The organism is Rhodoferax sp. GW822-FHT02A01 (genome assembly GCF_038784515.1).
GTDB lineage: Bacteria > Pseudomonadota > Gammaproteobacteria > Burkholderiales > Burkholderiaceae_C > Allorhodoferax.
The window spans coordinates 3,550,623-3,571,341 of sequence record NZ_CP152376.1 but is presented as its reverse complement, the minus strand read 5'-3'; the positions used below and the strand labels follow the sequence as shown (position 1 = coordinate 3,571,341).

The window sequence follows — 20,719 nt, the reverse complement described above, 5'->3', positions numbered from 1 at the left end:
GATAATGCTACTTAAACCGGTGCCGCCACCCCTTCCACCAGCACCATATTGAAATACACCGTCGCCCCCTGCCGCTTGGCGCGAGCCAGGCGGTAGTTTTCGCCGTTGTACCAGGCCTTGGCTGCCTCGTAGCTTGGGAATTTCAGCATTGCCAGCCGTGCGGGCTGCCAATCGCCCTCCAGTGTCTCAAAGCGGCCTCCGCGAGCCAAGTACTCGCCGCCCGCGGCCTTCACAGTGGTTGGGGCATCGGCCATGTACTGCTTGTATTGCTCCGGGTCGGAAATCTGCATATCCACGATTACGTAGGCGTCAGCCATGGGGTCTCCAGTTGGGGTTAAATCAGGTGTTTTCGATGGGCATGCCTAGGCCAGGTCTGCCTTAGCCCCGCGCCAGCATTTCTTTCACCGCCGCCAGCTGCCGCCGTGACACGAACAGCAGTTCGCTCACTCCATCCATACGCACGGCCCAGCCTTCGCCCTCTTCTGGGTCGTGGTGCTTTTCCAGCGCGCGCGCTGCGTGCTTGGCAATGAGTGCGTTGCGGTGGATGCGCAGGAACTGGTCGCGGTATTTTTCTTCCAGCTCGTTGAGCGAGCCGTCCAGGATGAAGTTGCGCGACCGGGTGCGCACGGTGACGTACTTGAGCTCGGCCTTGAAGTAGACGACCTCACCCAAGGGGACGCGCTCGGTGCGGTTGCGATCCTGGATGATCAGCACGTCCTGGACATTTTGCGCAGGCGGTGATGCTCCGCGGGCCTGGTTGAAGCGCACGGCCTTTTGCAGTGCGGCCTCCAGGCGCTCCAGCCGCACCGGCTTGGTCAGGTAGTCGGTGGCGTCCAGCTCGAAGGCCTGCACGGCGTGCTCGGCATGCGCCGTCACAAAGATCAGTGCGGGTGGTTGCGGCAGCGCCATGATGACCTGCGCCAGTGACAACCCATCGGCACCGGGCATATGGATATCCAGCAGCACCACGTCAAAGGGCTGATGCTGCAGACACTCCATCGCCTGGACCGCATTGGCAGCTTGCGCCTGCATCACTGCGGGCGGATGGCGACAGTCTTCCAGTAAGGTCCTGAGCCGCGCACGCGCCAAGCTCTCATCATCCACCACCAAAACGCGCAACACAGGTTCTGCTGCCTGTGAACCACTCATACCGGAACCTCCATACGAACCTGAAACACGCCGTCGCGCATGCCGCTGCTGAAACGGCCCTGCACATCATGCAGCAGGGCCAGCCGTTCACGCACATTGCGCAAGGCCTCTCCCGCACCCGCACGGCCAGGGCCGGCAGGCACCGTGTTGCTAACCTTGATGACCACCACGGAACCACGGCGCTGCGTGGAGATACGCACCATGGCGCCCGTGTCGCTGGGCTCCACACCGTGGCGTACCGCGTTTTCCACCAGGGGCTGCAGCAAGAGTGGCGGCAGACGCGCGCCATCGGCCTGGGGGTCAAGATTCCACTCCAGTTGCAGCCGGTCACCAAAGCGCACCTGCTCAATGTCCAGGTACCGGCGCGCCAGTGCAATCTCGTCCGCCAATGTCACCGACTCCGTCCGGTCCATCAGGGCATGGCGGAACAGGTCGCTCAGGTCTTCCAGTAGCGCTTCGGCCTTGGCGGGCTCGGCCCGTACCAGCGCGATGGCGCTGTTGAGCGTGTTGAACAGAAAGTGTGGCTGAATTCGCGACTGCAATTCGGCCAGCCGCGCGGCCGTGTGTGCTGGCGTGCGCCCCTTGGCACGCAACACCAGCCCCCCCACCACCACGCCAGACAGGAACACGCCACTGGCAAAGGACGCCAGCCACGGCGGACTGGCGACCAGCCCGGTAAAGGCCAGCAGGCCGCAGCCATACAACGCCACCACACCTCCCAGCAAGGTGGCCAGCGTGTATTGCAAAAACACGGGAATGCGGGCCAGCAAGCGCTTGGACATGCAGGTCAGCAGCAGCCAGGCCAGTACCGCCGGCAAGGCGCCCCCTGTCACCAGCGACAGCTGCGATAGCCAGGCCAGCGCATCCGGGCTGCCGTACAGCGTTACCACGCCGATGGCCGCCTCCACAAACAGCAAGGCGCGCAGCACGACACCAATTTGGCAGGCATCAAAAACCAGCACAGGCGCAGGCGAAGAACGCTCGTTGGCGGGGTCCTGCTCCGGGAGCGTCGATAATATTTGGGTATCTTCCATGTTTCACTGGATTCTGACGCCTTTTAGGCGCCCCACCAAACTGCCTTGCCCATGTCTTCCAAGCCCTCCTCCGCTCCGTCTGATAACCAACTCGACAACAAATCCCAAGCCTGGTCGGCGCTGTTCTCCGAACCCATGAGCGACCTGGTCAAGCGCTACACCTCCAGCGTGTTTTTTGACAAGCGCCTGTGGCTGGCCGACATCACCGGCAGCCTGGCCCATGCGGACATGCTGGCCGCCCAAGGCATCATCAGCGCGGCGGACCATGCATCCATCCAGGACGGCATGGCCACCATACGCGGCGAGATCGAAGCCGGTGAATTTGAATGGAAGCTGGACCTGGAAGACGTGCACCTCAACATCGAGGCCCGCCTGACCCAGCTGGTGGGCGATGCTGGCAAGCGCCTGCACACCGGACGCAGCCGCAACGACCAGGTCGCCACCGACGTGCGCCTGTGGCTGCGCAGCGAGATCGACCTGATTGGTGATTTGCTTGTCGCCTTGCAGAAGTCGCTGCTGGCACTGGCCGAAAAGAACGTGGACGTGATCCTGCCCGGCTTTACCCATCTGCAAGTGGCCCAGCCGGTGAGCTTTGGCCACCACATGCTGGCGTACGTGGAAATGTTCAGCCGCGATGCCGAACGCATGCAGGACGTGCGCCGCCGCGTCAACCGCCTGCCACTGGGCGCCGCCGCCCTGGCCGGCACCAGCTACCCGCTGGACCGCGAGCGCGTGGCCGCCACGCTGGGCATGGAAGGCGTGTGCCAGAACAGCCTGGACGCCGTGAGCGACCGTGACTTCGCCATCGAGTTCACCGCCGCCGCCTCATTGGCCATGGTGCACATCAGCCGCCTGTCGGAAGAGTTGGTGCTGTGGATGAGCCAGAGCTTTGGCTTCATCGACATCGCCGACCGCTTCTGCACCGGCAGCTCCATCATGCCGCAGAAGAAGAACCCCGACGTGCCCGAACTGGCCCGCGGCAAGACCGGCCGCGTGGTCGGCCACCTCATGGGCCTGATCACCCTGATGAAGGGCCAGCCCCTGGCCTACAACAAGGACAACCAGGAAGACAAGGAGCCGCTGTTCGACACGGTGGACACCCTGAAGGACACGCTGCGCATCTTCGCCGAGATGGTGGGCGGCATCACCGTCAAGCCCGAAGCCATGGAGCGCGCCGCACTGCGCGGCTACGCCACGGCTACCGATCTGGCCGACTACATGGTCAAGAAGGGCCTGCCCTTCCGCGACGCACACGAAGTGGTGGCCCACGCGGTCAAGACCGCCATTGGCAAGGGCGTGGATTTGTCGGAACTGTCGCTGGCCGAACTGCAGGCGTTCAATCCCAAGATCGAGGCAGATGTGTTTGAAGTGTTGAGCCTGCGGGGCTCGCTCAATGCGCGCAATATTCTGGGTGGTACAGCACCGGCCCAGGTGCGGGCGCAGATTGCGCGGCACCTGGCGCGGCTGGCTTGAGCAAAAGCCGCCAGCCCTAGCGGGCCACGGGATTACACCTCACCAAGATGTCCACGCTGGATGGCGGCGTCTCGGTCCTGAAAGATGGCCATCGCAGTCAGCAGGCGCAGAAACCCCAGCTTGCGATAGAAACCTTCCTTGCCCGGGACCGAGTAAAGGATGATTTTCTTGTGCTGCCTGGAGTCTTCAACCAGACGGGAGACGACCTCCTTGCCAAGCCCGGTTCCCTGGTACGCAGGAAGCACGGCCACATCGCAGATGTAGGAACAGTCGGCGCCATCAGCCAAAGCCCGGCCAGCTGCAACAAGTCTTCCCTGATCGCGCACCAGCCACTTGAATCGGCTGTTCTCGAACACCGTCTTCAGCATCTCCGCGTTCTTGTTGCCAAGCGGCGTCAGCCGGTACAGCGTCTCAAGCTCGGACCAATCGAGGTCGGATGTATGGTTGGACCAACTACCGAAAATACTCATGGCGTATACCCTGAAGTTGGCGGGCCTTCTGGATACTGAGGCAGGTCGTCTGTGATTTCTAGCCAAGGTTGTTTTGAAGATACCCAAAAATGCATGTCAGGTTTGAACTGTGACGGATCGTCCAGGCTACCGGCTGTCAGGCCCATGACTCCAGCAGAAACACGCCGCGAGAAAACGCTGGTGCCGCAACGCGAACAAGAGCCGCGCTCTAGCGTTTCTGAAGAGTGGAATGTGCTGATGGGGCCAGAGATTTCCACATGTTCGATGCGCATAAGTACGCGAGCATTGAAAGCAGCGCCAATAGCTTTTTGACAAACCCTGCAGTGACATACCCTCTGATTCAAAGGTTCAGAGGTCGTTTCATATCGCACTGCCCCACATAGACAACCACCACGGAATAAAGTCATTCAAAAAAGTCCTTTCTATAACAGCCTAACGAGGCTGTGGAAAACCTGATTCTCACTAGCGCGCACCACGCCTTGCGCGTTGCGTTGTTTGAGAATCAGGTTTTGGTTGTTCATCCCTGCAGTTTGCAGCAAATCGGCCCGATTGCGCAGTTCTTTCCCCTTGTAACCCCCTTCACAGCGCGTACTTGTCCACGTTGTTCAACGAACAGCATGAACACCAACCACGCATAAGCAAGCGCTACGCGAAGCGAGCGTCTTGCAGCGCACATCCAGCAAATAGGCCAGACAGTCCACCCTCAAACAATTAAAACCGTCTCATCAACGATTCACCGGCACAGTCATGCCTCTTTCACTTTTCAGGAGAGTCTTGTGTTTGATATAGACAAAAAGTCGGCGAGCTTGCGGTACGCGCACACCTCGTTCAACTCCCGTTGGAGCGCTTGATATGGCAAGGCGCAACTTGGTCGTCGTTGGCGACCCACTTAGCACCGGAGGCGCTGTACTACCCCACAACCACAATCTGGACGCGCGCAAAGGCGTGTCCTTTGCCTACATCAATGGCAAGGTGCACTGCGACACCTGCAACAGCACGGGCGCTATCGCCAAGGCGGGTGGCCCCAGTCGCCTGAATTACCGTGGCCAAGAAGTTGCACTGGAAGGCGACATCGTGCTGTGCAACTGCCCCGTTCCGCCCACGCTTGTTGCCAAGGCGGTTACGACAAGCAAGCCAAGTGCCTGGGCTGACGATGATGTGGAAACCCACGGAGAAGTTCCTCCTGCGAGGCCTCAAGTCGACGTTGAAGGCATTTCCGCTTCCAGTGAACATGGACAGGTGACAATTACTTATGCTGACGGTCACAAGGAAGTACGCAAGGGTGGCAGCATGGCTTGGCGCAACAACAATCCTGGCAATATGCGTGCTGGAATTGACGGCTATCCCGCCATAGGTAGCAGCGGAGGATTCGCAGTGTTCAAGAGCGAAAAATTCGGCTTTGAAGCGCTACTTGCAAATTTAAAAACAGAGAGATACCAAGCGCTTTCAGTTGCAAAAGCAATTGATGCCTGGGCACCGGCGTCCGACAGCAATGATCCAGTGACCTATTCAAAACGCATCACCGAGTGGACTGGCATTGATTCCAAGACAAACCTGAAGGACCTTACCGCGTCGCAGTTGACCGCTGTAGGCTCGGCCATCAGGCGCCAGGAAGGCTGGATCGTCGGGACGGTAGTTCAGATACCCAAGAAGTAGGAACAACGCGAATGTCACGAATCAATGCGGCAATAGCCTCCATTTTGGTAGCTACAGCCTTAGGCACCAGCGCTGAAGCCACACCGATCGTTGCAGATGGTGTGGCGTCGATCAGCCTGTGTGGCACGCTTCTCAAGGAACGCCATTGGGGCCCACCCAATTTCGGTGAAGACCCTCGCCATGACAGCAAATTTGACGCATGGTTTGTGGTCCTGAAAAAAATTGTGAAGGTCCAATACGGTTCGGAGCAAAGTTCCCTCCGAAAAATCCAGATCATGCCCAGACCCGAGGTCCCCATTGGTACAAACACAAAGCGCCGACTATATGAAGTGACTGGAACGCTGGATACAGCGGTGGCCCCCGCTGAAGTCATGCAAGTGACCTTGTGGTGGAAAACCCTTCGAGAAGTCAAGCACTGCCCATAGATTGACGAACCGATGGCCCAAGTCATAGGCACGCCACGGTCGCTGGTTTATAAATTGGCTTTTACACCGCCCAGCCATGACAACAAAAACCACCCTCCTCAGCTGCGGCCTGGCACTGGCCGCCCTCACCGCCCACGCCTTCCAGATCACCAGCCTCTCGCCGCAAGGCGAAATTGCGCGGGTACGTCAGGTGGTGGCCCAGTTTGACGAAAGCGCCGCAGCCTTTGGAGACCCCAAGGCAGAGGCGCCGCTGACGCTGCGGTGCAGCGACGCGCAGGCCAGCAAGGGCACGGGGCGTTGGGTGACCGACCGGTCCTGGGCTTTTGAATTCGAGAATGACTTGCCGCCCGGCGTGTCCTGCACGGTGCAGGTCAAGTCAGACCTCAAGTCGGCCAAGGGCACAACGCTAACTGGGCCTGCCAGCTACCGCTTCAATACCGGCGGTCCGTTTGTGCAGGCCATGCGCCCGTACGAGGGCGCGCGCATCGATGAGGAACAGTTCTTCGCCTTGCGCCTCTCAGGCGAAGCCACCACTGCCAGCGTGCAGGCGCATGTCAGCTGCAGGGTGGATGGCCTGGGGGAGCGCGTGGCCGTACGGCTGCTGGACGGCAAGGACCGCGACGCCCTGCTCAAGGCGCAGGGTTGGGAGCAGGCGGCCAAGAAGAGCCCGCTGTCCTTTGTGGCCCTGGCCTGCAACCGCCGTTTCAGTTCGGGCGCCTCTGTGCAACTGGTGTATGAGAAAGGCGTGGCCACACCCAGCGGCATTGCCAATAGCGTGGAGAAGCGCTTCACCTTCCAGGTGCGCGAGCCGTTTGACGCCAGCTTCAGTTGCGAGCGCGAAAGCGCCCAGAGTGCCTGCCTGCCGATCCGCCCCATGACGCTGAGCTTCAATGCGCCCGTGCCCAAGAAGCTGCTGGAGGGCATTCGCCTGGTCTCAGCCAAGGAAACGCTCAAGCCGCAGTTCGACAACGACAACGGAGACGAAGGCGACGAGCATGTGGTGAGCAGCATCCGCTTTGGTGGCGTGTTGCCCGAGCTCACGCAGTTCAGCCTGGAGCTGCCCAAAGAGTTCAAGGACGCCAGCGGGCGCAGCCTGCGCAATGCAGCGAACTTTCCGCTGAAGGTGGCCACGGGTGCCATGCCGCCGCTGGCCAAGTTTGCGGCAGCGCCCTTTGGCATCGTGGAGCGCTTTGCCGAACCCGATGGTGTGGCGATGCTGCCGGTGACCCTGCGCAATGTGGAGGCGGCGCTGAAAGTGCAAGGGCTGGATGCGGCGCAGCTGGCACCTTCGCCCAAGGCCGTGCAAGAAAAGAGCAAGGGCAAGGTCAGTGACTACAAGCCTGGCACCGACGCAGAAATCATCGCCTGGTACCAGAAGATCCAACGCTATGACAACGCCATGGTGCCGCGCTCCATGGCCGCTGCCGACTCCAAACTTCCCTTGGCGCCCTCCATCAGTGACACCGACCGCGGCTGGGTGCAGACGCGCATGGTCTCGCTGCTGCAAGGCCACAGCCAGGTGAAGACGCTGGACCTGCCCAAGAGCGCCAGCAACGACCCGCGCCCGTTCGAGGTGGTGGGCATTCCGCTGGACGCGGGCTTCCATGTGGTGGAGATTGCTTCGCAGAAGCTGGGCACGTCGCTGCTGGACGAGCGCTATGGCAATGGCCGCACCATGTATGTCCGCACCTCGGCATTGGTGACCAATCTGGGTGTGCACTTCAAGCTGGGGCGCGAGAACGCGCTGGCCTGGGTCACCACCCTGGACAAGGGCAAGCCCGTGGTCAACGCCACCGTGCGCGTGTCCGACTGCAGAGGGCGCGAAGTCGCCAGCGGCACTACCGACGCACAAGGCGTGGCCCAGCTTGCAGGTGTTCCTTCGGTAGCGCCCGGCTGCCATAGCGATGACAGCTACAGCCAGGCCTATTTCATCAGCGCCCGCGCAGTGCAGCCGTCGGGCGATGGCAAGGGCACGGTGCAAGACCTCGCCTTCACCTGGAGCGACTGGAACCGTGGCATAGAGCCCTGGCGCTTCAACCTGCCCACCAACCGCGATCCGCGCCCGGATGAGCGCGCCCACAGCATCCTGGACCGCAGCCTGCTGCGCGCGGGCGAGACCGTGTCCATGAAGCACATCCTGCGCACCGAAACCGGCAAGGGCTTTGGCCTGCCCGAGCGCCAGCCCAGCACCCTGGTCATCACCCACGAAGGCAGTGGCCAGCAATACACCCAGCCCCTGACCTGGCGCAAGACCGCTACCGGCGGGCTGAGTGCCGAGAGCAGCTTTGCCATTCCGCAGGCGGCCAAGCTGGGCGTGTACAGCGTCGAGCTGCGCGCCACCGGCAACGACCGTAGCTTCTACACCGGCCAGTTCCGCGTGGAGGAGTTCCGCCTGCCGGTGCTGGAGGGGCGCATTAGCCCCAGCAGCAAGGAGCAGCTGGTGCACACCCAGAGCGTGCCAGTGGACGTGCAGGTCAATTACGTGTCCGGTGGCCCGGCTGCCCGCTTGCCGGTGCGCGTGTCGGCCCTGGTGCGCAGCAAGTGGCTGAACTTTCCGGACTTTGACGCCTTCAGCTTCCAGCCGCCGCGCGGCAAGACCGAAGCCGTGTCCGCAGGGGACGAAGAGACCGAGAGCAGCAACACCGACTCGCGCGTGATCGCCGACAAGCTGCCGCTCACCCTGGACACGAACGGCACGGGCAAGACCACCGTGCCCGATGTGCCCTTGAGCAAACAGCCGCAAGACCTGCTGCTGGAAGCCACCTACTCCGACCCCAACGGCGAAGTGCAGACCCTACGCAGCACCCGCACGCTCTGGCCCGCGGCGGAGGTGGCTGGCATCAAGACCGAGGGCTGGGTGTCGAGTGGCAAGACCATCAAGTTCCAGGCCCTGGCGCTGGATCTGGCCGGCAAACCCAAGGAAGGCGTGCCGCTCGATGTGAAGGCCACGGCCCGCATCGTCACCACCACGCGCAAGCGCATGGTGGGCGGCTTCTACACCTACGACAACAAGACCAGCGTGAAGGAACTGGGCACCGTGTGCTCAGGCAAGAGCGACAGCCGTGGCCTGCTGCTGTGCGACACCACACTGAACGAGCCCGGCGAGGTGGAGCTGGTGGTCACCGCCAAGGACAGCAGCGGCAACGGCATCCAGGCCGCCAGCTCGGTGTATGTCACCAAGCAGGGCGAGCTCTGGTTTGGCGGCGAAAACAACGACCGCATCGACCTGTTGCCCGAAAAGAAAAGCTACCAGCCCGGCGAAACCGCCACGTTCCAGGTGCGCATGCCCTTCCGCTTTGCCACCGCGCTGCTGACGGTGGAGCGCGAAGGCGTGCTTGATACGCAGGTGGTGCAGCTCAACGGCCAGGACCCGACGGTACAGCTCAAGGTGCAGGAGGGCTGGGGCCCCAATGTGTACGTGAGCGTGCTGGCCCTACGCGGACGCCTGCGTGAAGTGCCCTGGTACAGCTTCTTCACCTGGGGCTACAAGGCACCGCGCGAGTGGTGGACCTCCTTCTGGTACGAGGGCCGCGAATACGTAGCCCCCACCGCCCTGGTGGACCTGAGCAAACCCGCCTTCCGCCTGGGCGTGTCCGAGATCCGCGTGGGCACCAAAGGGCACCAGCTGGATGTGAGCGTCAAGACCGACAAGGAGAGCTACCCGGTGCGCGGCAAGGCGCAGGTGCAGATCCAAGTCAAGCTGCCCAACGGCCAACCGGCAGCGAATGCCGAAGTGGCGCTGGCCGCCGTGGACCAGGCCCTGCTGGAGCTGTTGCCCAACGACAGCTGGAATCTGCTGGACGCCATGCTGCAGCGCCGCGCCTGGGGCGTGGAGACGTCCACCGCCCAGATGGAAATCATTGGCCGCAGACACTACGGGCGTAAGGCCGTTCCAGCAGGTGGTGGTGGTGGCCACAGCGGTGCGCGTGAACTGCTGGACACACTGCTGCTGTGGAACCCACGCGTGCAGTTGGACGCCAACGGCAGCGCAACGGTCACCGTGCCGCTGAATGACGCGCTCACCAGCTTCAAGATCGTGGCCGTGGCCGATGCATCCACCGGGCTGTTTGGCACCGGCTCCACGTCTATCCGCGCCACGCAGGACCTGCAGATCATCAGCGGCCTGCCGCCCCTGGTGCGCGAGGACGACCAGTACCGCGCCCAGCTCACCCTGCGCAACACCACCAAGCAAGCCATGAAGGTGGTGGTGACGCCGCGTGCCACCCTGCTCACACTCGCACCGCAAACCGTGGACATCCCCGCGGGCGACGCGCGCGAAGTGGCTTGGAACGTAACGGCCCCCGCGCAGCTCGCACTCAGCCGCTTCGAGTCCATCCTGTGGGAGATCGAAGCCAAGGACACGATCAGCGGCGCACGTGACGCACTCAAGGCCAGCCAGCGCATCATCCCCGCCGTGCCGCTGACGGTGCAGCAGGCCACACTGGTGCAGCTCGACGGCCCGCTCAGCCTGGAGGTGAACCCGCCTGCTGACGCCCTGCCCGGTCGCGGTGGCTTGAAGATGGCACTGCAACCCAAGCTGGCCGAAGGCCTGCCCGGCGTGCGCGACTGGTTTGCCAACTACCCCTTCCTGTGCCTGGAGCAGAAGACCAGCAAGGCTATAGGCCTGCGCGACGCCAAGCTGTGGCAGATCGTGGCTGCGCAGATCCCCAGCTACCTCGACAGCGACGGCCTGGCCAGCTACTTCCCACCCCGCGAAGGCGAAAGCAACCACGGTAGTGACACCCTCACCGCCTATGTGCTGGCGGCCACGCACGAAGCCTCCGCCATCAACCCCGCCTTCGGCCTGAGTGACGAACAACGCGCCCCCATGGAGCGCGGCCTGATTGCGTTTGTGGAAGGGCGTATCCAGCGTGACTTCTGGAGCCCGCGCAAGGACCTGGACATCCGCAAGCTCGCCGCCATCGAGGCCCTGTCGCGCTACGGCCGTGCCCAGGGCAAACTGCTGAGCAGCATCACCATCGCGCCCAACCAATGGCCCACCCATGCGGTGATCGACTGGCTCAATATCCTCTCCCGCGTGCAGGACGTGCCCGAGCGCGACAAGCGCATCGCAGAAGCCACGCAGATTCTGCGCAGCCGCATCAGCTACCAGGGCACCAAGATGGTCTTCAGCTCCGAGCGCGACGACTACTGGTGGTGGCTGATGCAAAACGGCGACGTCAACAGCGCCCGCCTGATCCTGGCCGTGATGGACAACCCGGCCTGGAAGGACGACATGGGCCGCCTGGCCAACGGCTTCATCAGCCGCCAGCAAAACGGCGCCTGGCATACCACCACCGCCAACCTGTGGGGTGGCTTGGCTCTGGAAAAGTTCTCGGCCAAGTTTGAAGCCACGCCGGTAGCCGGCACCACCCGCGCCAGCATGGGCGGCAACAGCGCGGCAGTGGACTGGAGCAAGGTGGAGCGCATCAAGACCACTGATGCGACAGGTGCCGCACACCAGAACACGTTCTTTGGTGCGCCAGCAGCCCCTGGCAACCTACGCAACAACAGCATGTTCCTGCCCTGGAGCAAGGCCGGCAAGGACACGTTCTCCGTAACCCACCAAGGTGCCGGCAAACCCTGGCTCACGCTGCAGTCGCTGGCGGCAGTGCAACTCAAGGAACCGTTCAACGCGGGCTACCAGATCAAGAAGACCATCACTCCCATCGAGCAGGCCGATAAGAGCCTGCCACCGGGCAGCTACACGCGCGGCGACGTGCTGCGCATCACACTGGAAGTGAACGCTTCGGCCGACATGACCTGGGTTGCCATCACCGACCCGGTACCGGGCGGCGCCACCATCCTGGGCAGCGGCCTGGGCCGTGATTCCGAGATTGCCACGCAAGGTGAGAAGCGTCAGGGCTACGGCTGGGCCGCCTTCGAGGAGCGCAGCTTCGAGTCCTTCCGCAGTTACTACCAGTACCTGCCCAAGGGCGTGGTGAAGATGGAATACACGGTGCGTCTGAACAATGCAGGCAACTTTGCCCTGCCGCCGTCGCGGGTGGAGGCGATGTATGCGCCGGAGATGTTTGGCGAGTTGCCGAATGCACGGGTTGTGGTGGGGAGCGGCAAGTGACCATCGCCTGCTTGGTTGGTGGGGCGTTACGCCAGATTGCCAGCTTGGTTGGTGGTGGGACGTGGGGTGGGTGGGGGCTGCGGCCTCATCTGTCCTGCGGCCAGAAAATCGGCTGCAACCCCCACCCACCCCGCGTCCTGCCAGCACTGTTGGATTGCCTTATGTCGCGTGCCAGCACTGTTGGCAGGGGCGTGATGGGCAAGGCATTGGGCCGATTTTCTGGCCGCAGGACAGATGAGGCCCGGTGCCTTGCCCATCACGCCCCCACCACGGTTTGGCCCATAGCGTTCGTAGCATGGGTACTACTCACAACAGCAACCCGAGCCCACGCCCTCCCCACCTTCGACGAGGTGAAACAGTCCTACCGCCCCTCCGACACCCTGATCCTGGACCGCCACGGCGAAGTGCTGCAACGCCTGCGCACCGACAACACCGTGCGCAAAGGCCAGTGGACTGCGCTGCAGGACGTCTCCCCTGCCCTGCGCACCGCCCTGGTCCTGAGCGAAGACAAACGCTTCTACGAACACAGCGGCGTGGACTGGAAGGCCGTGTCGGCGGCCGCTTGGGCCAATTTGTGGAACAACAAAACGCGCGGCGCATCCACCATCACCATGCAACTGGCCGGCCTGCTCGACGACGACCTCAAGCGCGGTACGGGTGGGCGCAGCCTGGTGCAGAAGATCGGGCAGACCGTATCCGCCCAGATGCTGGAAACCCGCTGGCGCAAGGACCAGGTGCTGGAGGCCTACCTCAACCTCGTGCCGTTCCGCGGCGAACTCGTAGGCTTGGATGCGCTGAGCCAGACCCTGTTCGGCAAGGCGCCGCACGGCCTGGACTACCGCGAAGCAGCCGTGGCTGCGGCCCTGGTGCGTGCGCCCAATGCCAAGCCGGCCCAGGTGGCGCAGCGTGCCTGCAATGTGCTGCAGCTGATCGATACGTCCGCCAAGAGCGGCGACTGTGAAGGCATGGATATCTATGCCCAAGCTGCACTGCAACGGCGCGACTTTGCCGCCAGCGCGGGCGTGGCACCGCACGCGGCGCAAGTGGCCCTGCGCCAGCTCTCGGGCAATTCAACAGGCACGCCCACACGCATCACCACCACGCTGAGCGCCCCACTGCAGCGCTTTGCCGTGCAGACCTTGCAGCGCCAGTTGCGCGAGCTGCAGGCGCGCCATGTGGAAGACGGCGCCATCGTGGTGCTGGACAACGCCAGTGGCCAGGTGCTGGCCTGGGTCGGCTCCTCGGGCGAACTCAGCAATGCGGCAGAGGTAGACGGCGTGACCGCCCTGCGCCAGCCCGGATCTACCCTCAAACCCTTCCTGTACGCGCAGGCCCTGGCCGAGCAGCGCATCACCGCCGCCTCGCTGCTGGAGGATTCGGGGGCGCAGATCCAGACCTCGGGCGGGCTCTACATTCCGCAGAACTACGACCACCACTTCAAGGGCTGGGTCTCAGTGCGCACTGCGCTGGGTGCGTCGCTCAACGTGCCCGCCGTGCGCACGCTGGTGATGGTGTCGCCCGATGCGTTTCACCAGCAGCTCAAGGCATTGGGCTTTGCGCTCAAGGAAACCGGGGACTACTACGGCTACAGCCTGGCGCTGGGCAGTGCCGAAGTCTCGCTGCTGCAACTGACCAACGCCTACCGCACACTGGCCAATGGCGGGCGCTTCGGCACCACCACGCTCACTGCATCCACCACGCCACCGCCCTCGCGCAATGTGCTGGACGCGCGCGCCGCCTTCATCGTGGGCGACATCCTGTCCGACACTAATGCGCGTGCCCGCACCTTTGGCACCGACAGCGTGCTGGCCACACGCTTCTGGACGGCAGTCAAGACCGGCACCAGCAAGGACATGCGTGACAACTGGGCGGTGGGCTACTCAGAGCGCTACACCGTGGGCGTATGGGTGGGCAATGCCAGTGGCGCGCCGATGTGGGACGTAAGCGGTACCACGGGCGCTGCGCCGGTCTGGGCTGCGGTGATGGCCTATCTGCACCAGACGCAGCCCAGCCACGCGCCGCGCGCGCCTGCGGGTGTGGTGCAGCAGGCGGTGCGCTTTGCACCAGCCACGGCGGCAACGTCCGCCACAGAAGCGCCGCGCAGCGAGTGGTTCCTGCAAGGCACCCAGCAGAGCCTGTTTGCCATGCGCACGTCGCCCGAGCAAGGCAAGGCAACCACGGGCGGGCGCATCACCGCCCCCACCAACGGCACCATCATCGCGCTGGACCCCGACATTCCATCCAACCGGCAGCGGCTCACCTTCAATGCGGAGGGCCAGGCCCTGCGCTGGCGCATGGATGGCAAGGAATTTGCCCAAGGGTCATCGGTGCAGTGGCTGCCCTGGCCGGGGCGCCATGTGGTGCAACTGGTGAACGCCCGCGGAGACCTGTTGGACTCCATTCGGCTCGAAGTGCGGGGCGCCGGAGTGCGTGGCGCCGCTGGCAAGCAAATTAATTTCAGCACCCCAAAGGCGGATTTCAAGGCAATCGCCTCCGCCGCCCCGTAACATCACGCCCAGTTTGAACTTTCAGAGAACCTGACATGACCGTTATCACCACCATTGAAGACCTGCGCGTACTGGCAGAAAAGCGCGTGCCGCGCATGTTCTACGACTACGCAGACTCGGGCTCGTGGACCGAATCGACCTACCGCGCCAACGAGTCCGACTTCCAGCAAATCAAGCTGCGCCAGCGCGTGGCCGTGAACATGGAAAACCGCACTACCGCCACCAAGATGGTGGGCGTGGATGCCAAGATGCCCGTCTGCATCGCGCCCGTGGGCCTGTGCGGCATGCAGAGCGCCGACGGCGAAATCAAGGCGGCCAAGGCCTCCGAGAAGTTCGGCATTCCCTTCACCCTGTCCACCATGAGCATCTGCTCCATCGAAGACATTGCCCAGAACACGTCCAGCCCTTTCTGGTTCCAGCTCTACATGATGCGCGACCGCGAAGCCATGAAGAAGATGATTGGCCGCGCCAAGGCTGCGCGCTGCAGCGCACTGGTGCTCACGCTGGACCTGCAGGTGATTGGCCAGCGCCACAAGGACCTGAAGAACGGCCTGACCGCCCCACCCCGCCCCACCATTGCCAACATCATCAACCTGATGACCAAGCCGCGCTGGTGCTTAGGCATGGCCGGCACGCGCCGCCACACCTTTGGCAACCTGGTGGGGCATGTGAAGGAAGTGACCAACATGAACTCGCTGGCCTCCTGGACCAACGAGCAGTTCGACCCCACCCTGTCCTGGGACGATGTGAAGTGGGTCAAGGAGCAATGGGGCGGCAAGCTCATCCTCAAGGGCATCCAGGATCTGGAAGATGCGCATCTGGCAGTGGCCAGCGGCGCCGACGCCATTGTGGTGAGCAACCACGGTGGCCGCCAGCTCGACGGCGCGCCCAGCAGCATCTCGGCCCTGCCGGAAATTGCGCAGGCGGTGGGCGACAAGACCGAGGTCTGGATGGACGGTGGCATCCGCAGCGGGCAGGACGTGCTCAAGGCCTGGGCCTTGGGTGCGCGCGGCACCATGATTGGCCGTGCCATGGTTTACGGTCTGGGTGCCATGGGTGAAGCAGGCGTGCTCAAGGCACTGCAGATCATCCACAAGGAGCTGGACATCACCATGGCGTTCTGCGGCCACACCAACATCCAGAACGTGAATACCAACATCCTGTTGCCTGGGACTTACGACTTCAAGTAGCCGCCTGTCTGGTGGGCACCGGAGCCTGAGCGGGATTGCGCTTTGCTCCGTGTCCCCCGCCCGCTGAAGCGGGCTCCTCCTTTACCTGCGCAAAACGCAATCCCGCTCAAGCTCCTACAGTACGTCTGCGCCTCTCTCTTGTAGCAACACGCGCAGGAAAGATCTGTGGCAGTGTTGCTCGTCTTCGCAATAGCAGCCTACCGAGAAGTTGCTGGTCTTTGACAGCGCCGCCAGCAGTTCCAGGGCGTGGCTTGCGTCGGGGGTTGCCATTTCGGCGCGGTACTTCTTTCCGAAAGCAGCCCATTTGGCTGGCGTGTCGGCTTCCTGGCCCAGCTTCATGGTTTCGGGCGTGGGTGCCAAGTTGGGGAACCACACGTCGTACCAGTTCTGGCTTGCAAATTCACTCTTGGGAACGCCGCGTGGGGGACGGCGCACGGTTCCGATACGGGTGCCCTCGTCGGGGTGGCGTGCGCTTCCCAGGCGGACGATACGGACTGTCATGGTGAACTCCTCGGATTGGTTGTGCCAGCCAGCGCCTCGCGGGCCAGCTGCAACAGTTGTTGAACCTGTGTTTCTTCCAGCGTGCCGGCAAGCGTCAGGCGGCGCTCGCGCTGCCAGCGCATAGTGTTGCCCCGCAGCGTCAGGGAGGCAATGACCCGGTCCTGGACACGCATGGTGAGCTGCAGATCGGACGCGGAGCTCGGCGTGGCTGGTGGTGATGAAGTCTCGGGCTGCAAGCGTCCTTCCAGACTTTGCACCTGACGCACCAATGCCTGGGCCTGCTGCGCATCCAGCGTCACGCTGCGGCCATCCACCAACACGTCTACCGCCGTCCACGGCCCCAGGCCCGACTCGGGTGCAGCGAACCTGGAGGCTGGCGCTTGCGACAGTGCCGCTGCGGGTGCGGAGGGACGCGCTGCCACAGCCCCCTGGGGAGATTCGTTTGCGGCCGTGCGACCGGCACTATCGGCCATGGCCTCCTTGCGGGCAACATCTACGGGCGCGGTGGCGGGGGCAGGTGCCGCAGCGGGTTCGGGCGCGCGGGACGCCGCCTGCTGTGCCGGGGCATCGTTGGACGTGGGCGCTTGCGACTCGGCGTTGGGTTTCGCCGGGGGCGCCGCCTTGGCAGCACGTGCTGCAGGCTCCACTGCAGCGGGCAGCGCTGGTGTAGTCGCTGCCACCGATGCAGAGTCCGGCGTAGGCGCCGCCATGGGTTCTGCTGCGGGTGCCACTACAGGTGCCGGCGCGGGCGCGGGGGCGACCGGGGGCCGGGCATCAGGCACCGGCTCGTGCACCCACATGGCAGTGATCAGCACGCCCAGCACCACGGTGGCCAGTGCAGCGCTCCAGGGTGAACGCGGGCTGCCCAGTGCAGTCCACAGCTGTCGCCACCAGGCCTCCTGCGCGGGCACAGCGGCTGTGGGTTGCGCCACGGCACTTCGGGCCGCGGCGCGTATGGATTCGGCAATCTGCTCTCCCGGGCGCTCCAGCGCATCCGGGGCAGATTCCAGCGCCTTTTGAAAGCGCGCATCGCGCAGTTCGGTCATGGCGCCTCCCAGGCCTGCAGATAGCCTTGCATGCAGCCGCGCAGCTTGGCCAGCGCATAGCGCAGGCGGCTCTTGACCGTCTCGAAGCCGGCATTGAGGGCGCGGGCCAGTTCCTCCACCGTGGCGCCGTCCTCATGGTGTTGCAGGAATACGGCGCGCTGCGCGGGCGGCAGCGCCTCCAGGCACTGCAGCAGCTGCCGCCCGGCGGCACGCCAGAAAGCCGTGTCTTCAGCGCTGCTGTGGTGCATGTCCAGCTTGTGCTGCAGCCACTCCAGGCGGTCGTTGCCCAGGTCCTCATCGGCATCCACACTGAGCTCGCGCCCCGAAGTGCGCAGCCGGTCCAGTGCCAGGTTGTGGGCGATAGTGTAGGCCCAGGTCTTCCACTTGCCGGCGTCAGCTGAGAAGCTGCTGCGGGAATGGACCAGCCGCAGCCAGCAGTCCTGGAACACCTCGTCGGCCTGCGCCGCCAGCGCCTGGCCCAGCACGCGCCGCACAAAGCGGTACAGCGCCGCCTCGTGGCGGGCGTAGAGCGCGTCAAAAGCCTGCGCGTCGCCTCGGCAGTAGGCCTGCATCAGTTCTTCATCGCTCAGGGTCTGGTGGCGCGCTTGCATGGTCGGTTTGTAACAGCTTGTACGCGCGGCCCGGTCTGCCGGGGTCAAGAATGTAAAAAATATTTTGCATTTGTTTAACCCCGCTTTGCCGGGTGGCCCGTATCAGCCTGGTCTCAACCACCACACCACGAGGTACACCATGCACACACTTTGGAAGAAAACCGTCTGCGGCCTGCTGATACAAGTCCTGGTCGGCACGCAGCTGGCCCTGGCTGCCAGCGTCGTCTGGCCCACTCCCGCACCGCCGCGACCGGTGCTGCAGCAAGTGCCGCCCATCACGCCACGCCCCAACTTCGAAGCGCCATCGGCGACCCACTGCCAGCGCGGCATTGAAACGCGGGAGGTGTCAGACGGCCTGCCCCGCCCCGTGCCCTTTGCCATGGGCCCCATGCTGCGCAAGGAAATGGCCCCCGAGCGGGCGACTGAGAGTGATGCCTTGCGCGCCCCGCACCCCGCACCGCTGGCCGCTACACCCGCAGCAGCAGCGGCGCGCAGCGAAAGCAAGGCTATGGACGCCCCTGCCTCACCTTTCTTTGGCGCTGAGCCGCGCATGGCACCGGCCCAGCCTGCGCAGCAGAACACGGCCCCGGTGACCGCCGGCATGGTGGACGACAACGCCGCGTTCTCGGAATATCTGGCATTTCGCAAGCGCACCCAGGTAGCGCATCGGGAGCGGGATGTGCGGGATCGCTACCTGCTGGAAGTGACCGACACGCAAGGCCGTGGTTTGCCGGATGCCGAAGTGGCGGTGCAATCGGCCAACGGCGCCACCACCTGGCTGCGCACCGATGCCGGGGGCAAGGGCTGGATTCACCCGGATGCCTTCGACCCCGGCCACAGCCGCTTCTACGACGTCACCGTGCGCCAGGGCGGCATGCTGACCACGGCCACCCTGCAGCGCGGCCAGAAAAGCGCCGTCGAGGTGCACCTGACCCAGGCTCGCCAACCCGCGCCGGCGCGGCTGGACCTGGTGTTCCTGGTGGATGCCACCGGCTCCATGGGGGACGAGATCGACAAGCTCAAGAGCAGCCTGCGCAGCATCACCGACGAGGTAAGCCGCCTGCCCAGCCACCCCGACCTGTGCCTGGGCCTGGTGGCCTACCGCGACCGGGGCGATGACTTCTTCGTGCGCAGCCACGACCTGACCAACGACATCAACGCCTTTCAAGGCGTGCTCAACGCGCTGCAGGCAGGCGGTGGCGGAGATGAGCCCGAAGCCATGAACGAGGCACTGAACGAGGCGGTGCACCACATCAGTTGGCGCGGCGAGCAGACCACCCGGTTGCTGGTGCTAGTGGCCGATGCGCCACCACACCTGGACTACGGCGGGCCACAGTACGACGACGACATGATGGCGGCCCTGGGCAAGGGCATCAAGATCATGAGCGTGGGCGCCAGCGGGCTGAACAAGCAGGGCGAATACATCCAGCGCCAGATGGCGCAATACACCGGCGGGCGCTTCATCTTCCTGACCTATGCCGATGCCAGCAACCCGGCCAGCGGGCCCGGTCGCGAGACGGTGCACGACGTGCGCAACTACTCGGTGCAGACCCTGGACAAGCTGGTGGTGCGCCTGGTGCGTGAAGAGCTGGACAAGTTGCCCCGCTCCTGACGCAGCTGCCGTGGCCTAGTAGCGCCGCTCGCGGTCTATGGTGTGCAACGGACTTTTGCCGCTGCGGATGCGCAGCAGGTTGTCCACGATCTGGCGGGCAATCTCGGACTCTGACGCGGCCGATGCCATGTGCGGCGTGACCAGAATGGCCGGGTGGTTCCACAGCAGGTCTTCGGGCGACAGGGGCTCCTGCGCAAAAGTATCGAGCACCGCGCCGCGCAGGCGGCCGCTGTCGAGTGCGGCCAGCAGGTCTTCTGTGACCACGTGCTCGCCCCGCCCCGCATTGATCAGCGCGGCGCCCGGCTTGACCTGGGAGAAGAACGCAGCGTTGCAGATGCCGTAAGTGGAGGCAGTGAGCGGTAGCAGGCACACCACCACATCCAGCGGTGCCAGAAAGGGTTTCAGTTCGGCGTCGCCGGCGTAGGTGTCCACCCCGGCGATGCCATGCTTGCTGCGCGACCAGCCGCTCACCGTGAATCCGTTGTCACGCAGGCAGCGCGCAGCCTGCTCGCCCATGGCGCCCAGCCCCATGATGCCCACGCGGCATTCGACTGCTGCGCGTTGTGGCGGCATGCGCCAGATGCGCTGCGCGTGCTGCTGCAGCACCAGGTCCATCTGGCGGTGAAAGTGCAGCGTGGCCCACAGGATGAACTCCGCCATGCCGCGTGCCTGCTGGCTATCCACGATGCGGCTGATGGGCACCTCCGGCGGCAGATCGCTCAGGCGCAGGATGTGCTCCACCCCGGCACCTATGGAGGCAATGAGCTGCAACTGCGGCAAGGTGTTGAGCAAGCCGGCGGGCGGATGCCAGGCGGCCACCGCCAGCACGTCAGCGGCATCTGCCGCTTCGGGCCAGAGGCGCACCTGCAGGTCCGGCATGACCGGTGCTGCGGCCTGTGCCAGGGCGGTTTGCAGCGTGTGCAGATCGTCTGTCGCGCTGCAGACAAGCAAGGTAGCCATGGGTGC

General features: G+C 64.0%; 15 protein-coding genes. 7 read left to right on the top strand and 8 right to left on the bottom strand.

Going from position 1 to position 20,719, the window contains the following annotated elements; all coding sequences use genetic code 11:
- Nucleotides 1-11: 11 nt before the first annotated feature.
- The 3 genes from AAGF34_RS16755 to AAGF34_RS16745 form a co-directional block, all read right to left on the bottom strand.
- Nucleotides 12-317 carry a DUF1330 domain-containing protein gene (locus AAGF34_RS16755; RefSeq protein WP_342616851.1) on the bottom strand — a complete coding sequence of 102 codons (306 nt, stop codon included), beginning with the start codon at nucleotides 315-317 and terminating at the stop codon, nucleotides 12-14.
- 61 nt (nucleotides 318-378) lie between these two features.
- Nucleotides 379-1,149 (bottom strand): LytTR family DNA-binding domain-containing protein, encoded by a 771-nt coding sequence (locus tag AAGF34_RS16750; protein ID WP_342616850.1) that lies wholly within the window; start codon nucleotides 1,147-1,149, stop codon nucleotides 379-381.
- Nucleotides 1,146-2,183, bottom strand: coding sequence for a histidine kinase (locus AAGF34_RS16745; protein ID WP_342616849.1), 1,038 nt, complete (start codon nucleotides 2,181-2,183; stop codon nucleotides 1,146-1,148). Before AAGF34_RS16745 ends, AAGF34_RS16750 begins: the two co-directional genes overlap by 4 nt.
- 51 nt (nucleotides 2,184-2,234) lie before the next feature.
- Between AAGF34_RS16745 and argH the strand changes: the two genes are divergently transcribed.
- The gene (gene argH, locus AAGF34_RS16740) at nucleotides 2,235-3,656 is read left to right on the top strand and encodes an argininosuccinate lyase (protein ID WP_342616848.1); all 1,422 of its coding nucleotides are present in this window, start codon (nucleotides 2,235-2,237) and stop codon (nucleotides 3,654-3,656) included.
- Nucleotides 3,657-3,688: 32 nt separating this feature from the next.
- Here argH and AAGF34_RS16735 read toward each other — a convergent pair whose 3' ends face one another.
- Entirely contained in the window at nucleotides 3,689-4,126 is a 438-nt protein-coding gene (locus AAGF34_RS16735; RefSeq protein WP_342616847.1) for a GNAT family N-acetyltransferase, read from the bottom strand.
- 867 nt (nucleotides 4,127-4,993) lie between these two features.
- On the opposite strand from AAGF34_RS16735, the gene AAGF34_RS16730 reads away from it, so the two are divergent.
- The 5 genes from AAGF34_RS16730 (at nucleotide 4,994) to AAGF34_RS16710 (ending at nucleotide 15,983) form a co-directional block, all read left to right on the top strand.
- Nucleotides 4,994-5,782, top strand: a complete 789-nt coding sequence (locus tag AAGF34_RS16730; RefSeq protein WP_342616846.1) for a PAAR domain-containing protein — start codon at nucleotides 4,994-4,996, stop codon at nucleotides 5,780-5,782.
- A gap of 11 nt (nucleotides 5,783-5,793) precedes the next feature.
- Nucleotides 5,794-6,207 (top strand): hypothetical protein, encoded by a 414-nt coding sequence (locus AAGF34_RS16725; RefSeq protein WP_342616845.1) that lies wholly within the window; start codon nucleotides 5,794-5,796, stop codon nucleotides 6,205-6,207.
- A 76-nt stretch (nucleotides 6,208-6,283) separates the two neighbouring features.
- Nucleotides 6,284-12,286, top strand: a complete 6,003-nt coding sequence (locus AAGF34_RS16720; RefSeq protein WP_342616844.1) for an MG2 domain-containing protein — start codon at nucleotides 6,284-6,286, stop codon at nucleotides 12,284-12,286.
- A 281-nt stretch (nucleotides 12,287-12,567) separates the two neighbouring features.
- On the top strand, nucleotides 12,568-14,793 hold the full coding sequence (gene pbpC / locus AAGF34_RS16715) for a penicillin-binding protein 1C (RefSeq protein WP_342621117.1): 2,226 nt from the start codon (nucleotides 12,568-12,570) through the stop codon (nucleotides 14,791-14,793).
- Nucleotides 14,794-14,828: 35 nt separating this feature from the next.
- Nucleotides 14,829-15,983: an alpha-hydroxy acid oxidase gene (locus AAGF34_RS16710; RefSeq protein WP_342616843.1), complete on the top strand. Its 1,155-nt coding sequence runs from the start codon at nucleotides 14,829-14,831 to the stop codon at nucleotides 15,981-15,983.
- 114 nt (nucleotides 15,984-16,097) lie between these two features.
- Here AAGF34_RS16710 and AAGF34_RS16705 read toward each other — a convergent pair whose 3' ends face one another.
- Genes AAGF34_RS16705 through AAGF34_RS16695 form a run of 3 tightly spaced genes read right to left on the bottom strand, consistent with a single transcriptional unit; the run spans nucleotide 16,098 to nucleotide 18,141 of the window.
- On the bottom strand, nucleotides 16,098-16,484 hold the full coding sequence (locus AAGF34_RS16705) for a DUF488 family protein (protein WP_342616842.1): 387 nt from the start codon (nucleotides 16,482-16,484) through the stop codon (nucleotides 16,098-16,100).
- Nucleotides 16,481-17,530 (bottom strand): hypothetical protein, encoded by a 1,050-nt coding sequence (locus AAGF34_RS16700; protein WP_342616841.1) that lies wholly within the window; start codon nucleotides 17,528-17,530, stop codon nucleotides 16,481-16,483. Before AAGF34_RS16700 ends, AAGF34_RS16705 begins: the two co-directional genes overlap by 4 nt.
- Nucleotides 17,527-18,141 carry a sigma-70 family RNA polymerase sigma factor gene (locus tag AAGF34_RS16695; RefSeq protein WP_342616840.1) on the bottom strand — a complete coding sequence of 205 codons (615 nt, stop codon included), beginning with the start codon at nucleotides 18,139-18,141 and terminating at the stop codon, nucleotides 17,527-17,529. The genes AAGF34_RS16700 and AAGF34_RS16695 overlap by 4 nt, the downstream gene beginning before the upstream one ends.
- A 139-nt stretch (nucleotides 18,142-18,280) precedes the next feature.
- Between AAGF34_RS16695 and AAGF34_RS16690 the strand changes: the two genes are divergently transcribed.
- A complete protein-coding gene (locus tag AAGF34_RS16690) occupies nucleotides 18,281-19,753 on the top strand; it encodes a VWA domain-containing protein (RefSeq protein WP_342616839.1) in 1,473 nt (490 codons plus the stop codon).
- 15 nt (nucleotides 19,754-19,768) lie between these two features.
- On the opposite strand, the gene AAGF34_RS16685 is transcribed toward AAGF34_RS16690, so the two are convergent.
- Entirely contained in the window at nucleotides 19,769-20,713 is a 945-nt protein-coding gene (locus AAGF34_RS16685) for a glyoxylate/hydroxypyruvate reductase A (protein ID WP_342616838.1), read from the bottom strand.
- Nucleotides 20,714-20,719: the final 6 nt, after the last annotated feature.